General features: G+C 72.0%; 4 protein-coding genes and 1 pseudogene. 2 read left to right on the top strand and 3 right to left on the bottom strand.

Going from position 1 to position 6,345, the window contains the following annotated elements; translation table 11 throughout:
* The coding region (locus GA0115240_RS04165; protein WP_141708717.1) for a phosphodiester glycosidase family protein at positions 1-3,282 on the top strand (3,282 nt) is incomplete at its 5' end.
* Positions 3,283-3,318: 36 nt separating this feature from the next.
* Here the strand turns inward: GA0115240_RS04165 and GA0115240_RS04160 are convergent.
* The 3 genes and pseudogenes from GA0115240_RS04160 to GA0115240_RS04150 form a co-directional block, all read right to left on the bottom strand.
* Complete coding sequence (locus GA0115240_RS04160) at positions 3,319-4,140, bottom strand: SAM-dependent methyltransferase (protein ID WP_093735283.1); 822 nt, start codon at positions 4,138-4,140, stop codon at positions 3,319-3,321.
* A 241-nt stretch (positions 4,141-4,381) separates the two neighbouring features.
* Positions 4,382-4,627 (bottom strand): annotated as a pseudogene (locus GA0115240_RS04155) (DUF397 domain-containing protein); the annotation flags it as partial.
* Entirely contained in the window at positions 4,624-5,496 is an 873-nt protein-coding gene (locus tag GA0115240_RS04150; protein ID WP_093735281.1) for a helix-turn-helix domain-containing protein, read from the bottom strand. The gene GA0115240_RS04150 and the pseudogene GA0115240_RS04155, both read right to left, overlap by 4 nt.
* Before the next feature lie 287 nt (positions 5,497-5,783).
* On the opposite strand from GA0115240_RS04150, the gene GA0115240_RS04145 reads away from it, so the two are divergent.
* Positions 5,784-6,245 (top strand): ATP-binding protein, encoded by a 462-nt coding sequence (locus tag GA0115240_RS04145; protein WP_176724979.1) that lies wholly within the window; start codon positions 5,784-5,786, stop codon positions 6,243-6,245.
* Positions 6,246-6,345 lie beyond the last annotated feature (100 nt).

Raw genomic sequence — 6,345 nt, 5'->3', positions numbered from 1 at the left:
CCGCCGACGTACCAGGTGACCGTCGCCGGGGAGTCGGTCCTGAGCGACCGGGTGGACCGTCCCGTGGCGCCCGGGATCGTCCTCACCTCGTTCGACACCTTCGGACGGACGGGCTGGACACGGGTGCACGTGCTCAACGCCGACCTGGGCGACGCGTCCGTCGGCGTGGACCTGATCGCCGACAAGGTGAGCCAGGCGCGTCCGCTGGCACAGGCGGCACAGGCGCGGGGCGCGGTCGCCGCGGTCAACGGCGACTACTTCGACATCACGGAGACCTTCGCGGCCGAGGGGCCGGAGATCCAGGGCGGGCGGCTGCGCAAGGGCACCAACCAGTCCTCGACGGTGGCCGCGGTCGGCGCCGACCGGGTCGCCCGGCTCGCCGATCTGATGATCACCGGCACGGTCGCGGTGGCCGGTGCCCAGCGCCCGCTGGCCGCGCTCAACTCCCCTTCGGTGCCCGCCGACGGCATCGCCGTGTTCACCCCGCTGTGGGGATCCGGGGACCGCACGCTCATCCAGGACACGGGCCCGTACACCGAACTTGTCGTGTCGGGCGGCCGGATCACCGCGGTCAACGGGCGGATCACCGCCGCGGGCGTACCGGACGACGGCTTGGTGGTCCTCGGGCGCGGCGCCGCGGCGGCCGGGCTCGCCGCCGCCCGGGTGGGCGACACCGTCAGCGTCACGTTCGCACCGCAGAGCGACGCGCCGGCGCGGCTGAGCATGGCGCTGGGCAGCGGGTCGGTACTGGTCCGGAACGGTACGGCGATCGACTTCCCGCCCAGTACGGGCAACGACGCGCCCAAGCCTCGCACCGCGATCGGCTGGCCGGCCGGCGGCCACCGGCTGCTGCTCGTGGCGGTGGACGGCTCCGCCACCTTCTCCCCCGGGCTCGGTTTCGACGACATGGCCGCGCTGCTGGTGCGCCTCGGCGCCGACGAGGCGTTCATGCTCGACGGCGGCGGATCCACCGAACTGGTCGCCCGCCGGCCCGGCGACGCCGCGGTCGGCGTCGTCAACACGCCGTCGGACGGCAGCGAGCGGCCGGTGCCCAACGGCGTCGGCCTGTTCGGCCGGGCCGGCTCGGGACGGCTGCGCGGCCTGGATGTCCGCTCGCAGGCCGACCGGGTGGTGCCCGGTCTCACCATGGACCTCGCGGTGGCCGGCTACGACGAGAGCTGGGCGCCCGCGGCGATCGACGGGCACCCGGTGACCTGGACCGCCGAGCCGGGCTCGCTGGGCCGGGCGAGCGACGGCGTCTTCCGCGCCGGGCGGCCCGGATCGGGTGTGCTGCGCGCCCGCGCCGGCGCGGCCCGCGGCGAGCACGAGCTGCGCGTCCTGGGCGAGCTGCACCGGCTGGCCTTCACCCCGCGGGCGGTCACGCTCGACCCGGGGGCGACCGCGGCCGTCGGCCTCACCGGGATCGACGCGGACGGCTTCGACGCCCCCGTGGCGCCGCGCGATGTGACCCTCGCCTACGACCGGACCGTCATCACCGTGGCGGCCGGGTCCGACGGCGGCTTCCGGCTGACCGGCGGCGCGGACGCCGGCGGCCGCTCGGCGACGATCACCGCGACCGTGCAGGGCGTGACAGCGGAACTGCCGGTCACGGTCGGCCTGGTCGATGTGGCGCTGGCCGCGTTCGAACCGGGCGAGAGCTGGACCGCGGCCGCCGCGCGGGGTACGGCGTCGGTCGCCTTCGTGGCCGCCCCGGACCGGCCCGGCGCCGGCGCCGACAACCACGCGCTGAGCCTCGGCTACGACTTCACCGGGCAGTCCAGCACCTCGGCCGCGTACGCGGTGGCCGGTCCGGGTCCGATCACCCTGCCGGTCGGAACGAAGAAGCTCGCGCTGTGGGTCAGCGGTGACGGCCGGAACCACTGGCTGCGGGCCATGCTGGCCTCGCAGGGCACCACCAATGTACCGTTCACCTTCGCCACCACCGTCGACTGGACGGGCTGGCGCCGGGTCGTCGGCGATCTTCCCACCGGCTTCTCGGACCCGGTCACGCTGTCGCGGATCTACCTCGCCGAGACGTCACAGACCAACAAGAACGCGGGACTGCTGCAGTTCGACGGGCTGGTCGCGCAGGTCGGGCAGCAGCCGGCCGCCGCGCAGCCGCCGCAGCCGGATCCGTATGTCGTCGAACAGGGCGAACTGCCGGGCCGGCGCTGGACGTTCGCGGTGCTGTCCGACCTGCATGTCAGCGCGGCAGCCGGCCTGGACTCCTTCTCGGGGCGGCAGGCCGTGGCCGCGCTCGGCCAAGTCGTCGCGAGCAGGCCCGACTTCGTGCTGATCAACGGCGATTTCGTGGACAACAACAACCCCGCCGACTTCGAACTGGCCGACGGCCTGCTGCGCGACCACGTCCCGGACACCCTGCCGGTCTACTGGACCCCGGGCAATCACGAGGCCGGCCTGTCGGCGACCGGCGGGCTCGACGCCTTCCTCGACGTGACCGGTCGGCCGAACCGGCAGGTGTTCGACCACAAGAGCACCCGCTTCATCCTGCTGGACTCCCACACCGGCGACATGCGGACCTCGGACTGGTCCCAAGTCCCGCTGTTGCAGTCGGAGTTGGCGAAGGCGGCGCGGGACGCCACCGTGCACGGCGTCGTCGTCTCCTTCCACCACCCGCTGCAGGACCCGTCCGGGGCCGGCGCCTCCCAGCTGACCGATCAGTTGGCGGCCGACCTCCTCAAGCGCTGGCTGGCCGACTTCCGGGAGGAGTCCGGCAAGCCGATCGCCCTGTTCACCGGCCACGCGCACACCGCGGCGGTCACCCGCTCCGACGGCGTGCTGGAGGTCACCACCCCGGCGGTCGGCAAGACGCCGTACAGCTCCCCCGACCAGGGCGGGTTCTTCGGCTGGATGCACATCGGCGTCGACCCGCGACCCGCCCGCATCCGGCCGGGACAGCCCAGTCCGCAGACCCGCGAGTGGCTGCGCGCCGAGAGCCGGCCGCTGATCGACGGGATCGAGCTGGCGGCGCCCGGGCAAATCGGCGTGGGCGCTTCGGCGGCGGTCGCCGCGACCGGCGTCACCAGCGAGTTCGGCCTCCGCTTCCCGCTGCGCTTCCCGGCCAGCGTCACCTGGCGCGGCGGCGCCGGACTCGCGGTCGTGAACGGCGCGGCGCAGGCGCGGGCCGCCCGGCGGCGCGCCAGGACGCTGGCCGTGCTCGACCTGTCGTCCGCGACGCTGAGCGCGGTGCGGCGCGGGCAGGTCACCGTCACCGTGACGTCCGGCGGCCTGACCGCCTCGGCGACGGTCACCCTCGGGTGAGGCGGGCCGCGGTGCGCGTCGGGCGTCCGGGGCCGGTTACGGCTTGATGCCCACCCCGGACCACACGCTGACCGTCGCATCGCTGACGTCCTCGTCGACCGTGTCCTGCGCGGCATCGGGGCGCCAGCGGTGCCCCACCGTTATGCCGGGTTCCAGCAGGTCGAGGCCCTCGAAGAAACGCTCGACCTCCGCCTTCGACCGGAACTGAACGGGTGTGCCGCCGTTGTTGTAGATCTGGGTGACCTTCTCCCAGGTCGCAGGATCGAAGTCGGGCGTGCAGTGGCTGATGGCCAGCGCGCTGCCCGAGGGCAGGAAGTCCATCAGGCGGCGGACGAGCCCGTACGGATCCTGGGCGTCGGTGATGAAGTGCAGCAGCGCGTTGAGGGAGAGCGCCACCGGCTGGGCCAGGTCCAGCACCTCCCCCAACTCGGGCGAGTTCAGCAGCACATCGGGATCGTTGGCGTCCGCCTCTATGTAGGTGGTGCGGCCCTCGGGTGTGCTGCGCATCAGCGTCTCGGCGTACTTCAGCACGAGGGGGTCGTTGTCGGCGTAGACGACCCGGGCCTGGGGGACGACGGCTTGGGCCACCTGGTGCAGGTTGGGCTCGGTCGGGATGCCGGTGCCGATGTCGAGCCACTGCCGGATGCCGTGCTCCCGGGCCAGGACCCTGGTGGCCCGGTGCATGAACGCCCGGTTCTCCCGGGCGCACACGAAGATGCCCGGATACACCGACGCCACCCGCTCGGCCGCCTGCTTGTCGACGTCGAAGTGGTCCTTGCCGCCGAGGTAGTAGTCGTACATGCGGGCCGAGTGCGGCTTGCTGGTGTCGATGTCCCGTGGGGCGTGGGAGCCGGTCATCGTGTCCCTCCAGTCCTGTGCGTCGATCGTGCCGGGAGCTGCTGGTGCCGGGTGGCGGCGGTGCGCGTTGCCGAGCGCTGCCGAGCGCTGCCGCGGACCGCGCCGGTGCGGGCCGCTGCGGGCTGCCCGACGTGGTGCGCGACCGCTCGCGCTACGTGATGCTGGGGGTCGGTCTCGCCGCTTGCGGCGTCTGGCGGTGCGGCGGTCTGCGCTTGGCCGCTCTGCTGCCGCACGGCTGGGGAGCCGTGATGTGGTCGGCCAGGCCGTTCTTGACCCCCGCCACGAACGCGCCCATCTCCTCGGGCGTGTAGATCAGCGCGGGTCCGGCCGGGTCCGTCGACTGCCGCACCGCGACCCGGCCGTCGGCCAGCCGCTTCATCTCCACGCACTGTCCGCCGCTGGTCCCGCTCCAGGGACGTTCCCATCCGGCCTCGCCGAGTTCGGAGGCGGGCATTCCGTTGTAGACACCGTCGTCGGTGATCGTCATGTGTACTCCTTCCGCATGCGGTTCAAGAGCGTCTTGCTGTCACTTGACGAGGTCAGCAGGGACATCCGGTTGTGCGCTTCGAGGTGGGCGACGACATCGGGCCGCTGGTCGAGATAGATGGATCCGGACAGCAGCTCGGTGTAGACGACGTCGGGCAACTCGGGGGCGTCGAAGCGGAAGTAGGTGAAGGAGGCGAACGCGCCCACATGGGCGCCCGCGCTGAAGGGTGCGATGTCGATGGTGACGTTGGGCAGCTCCGTCGCTTCCAGGAGCCGGTCGATCTGTGCCCGCATCACCTCCGCACCGCCTATCACCCGGTGCAGCACCGCTTCTTCCATCACCACCCACAAGGTGGGCGCGTCCGGCCGGTCCAGCAGACCCTGTCGGCGCAGTCGTAACTCCACCCGCCGTTCGAGTTCGTCGTCGGAATCGTTGGGGAATCCGGCGCGCAGGATGCCCCGGGCGTACGCGTGGGTCTGCAGCAGTCCCGTGACGTAGTGCGGCTCGTAGGTGCGGATGGTGCGGGCGTCGCTCTCCAGGCTCACATACGCGGTGAACCAGCCGGGCACCACATCGCGGTACCGGTGCCACCAGCCGGGCTCGTTGGCCTGTTCGGCCATGTCGAGGAACTCGGCGATCTCCTGCGGGCCCGCCCCGTAGTCCTCCAGGAGCTTCTCGACATAGAGGATCTTGAGGCCGACTTCGGCCTTCTCCATCCGGCGGATCGTCAGGGGCGTCACCCGCAGGGCCTTGGCCGCAGCCTCCAGGGACACCCCGGCGCTCTCCCGCAGATCCTTCAGCCGTTTGCCGAGGATCATGCGGAGCACGGTGGGAGCGCTGGTGCCGCCGGCCGGACGGGCTTCGCTCACGACCTACCTCCTGAGTGTCTGTCAGCAAAACAGAACCATAGGGGAGTTGAGGTATCGCAACAGGCAGCTATGGACGAGCTGAAATTATCAGAGAGATGCTTGCGGCATGAAGAGGACAGCTAGCATAGTGTCAACGTGATAGATCCCGCTGGCCCCACCGGTGGACTTTCCCACCACTCACCACAGGCGTCCCCACGTATCGGTCCGGCCCCCCAACCGGCCGACCGCCCCCCGCACCACTGAACTCCCCACGCCCAGCACGCCCGTCCGCTGACGGAAGGCGAACCGTGCCCCTTGCCGCGTCGTACCCCTCCCCCCAACTCCTGCGCACCGCCGCCCCGGACCGGGTCCACTGGCTCGAACTCCCGGCGAGACGGGAGAGCGTGGGGGCCGCCCGCGCCGCTACGGCCGAATTGCTGCGCGCCTGGGAACTGCCGGAGGAGACCGGGCAGGACACGGTCCTGGTCCTGTCCGAGCTGGCCACCAACGCCGTACGCCACACCCCCAGCGCGCAGTTCCTGTGCTGCGTCGGGCTCACCACGGACGGCCTGGTCCACCTGGAAGTTCACGATCACGACCCGGCGCCGCACAGCCTGATACCGCGCCGACCGGGCCTGGACGACGAGGGCGGGCGCGGCCTGTTACTCGTCCAGCACCTCGCCGACCGCTGGGGCGTCGCCCGATCGGTCTTCACCGGGGGCAACGCGGTGTGGGCGAGACTCGGCGGCTGCCGGTCCACCGCCCGATGAGGGACGACGACCGAGGACCGAGATGAGAGAAGGCCCAGGTCGGTGACCCGGGCCTTCGGAGCTACGAGCTACTGAGCGGGCGCGGGTGCCGCGGGTTCCG

Source organism: Streptomyces sp. DvalAA-14 (assembly GCF_900091855.1).
In the GTDB taxonomy this organism is placed as follows: Bacteria; Actinomycetota; Actinomycetes; order Streptomycetales; family Streptomycetaceae; genus Actinacidiphila.
This window is presented reverse-complemented; position numbering and strand designations above follow the sequence as displayed.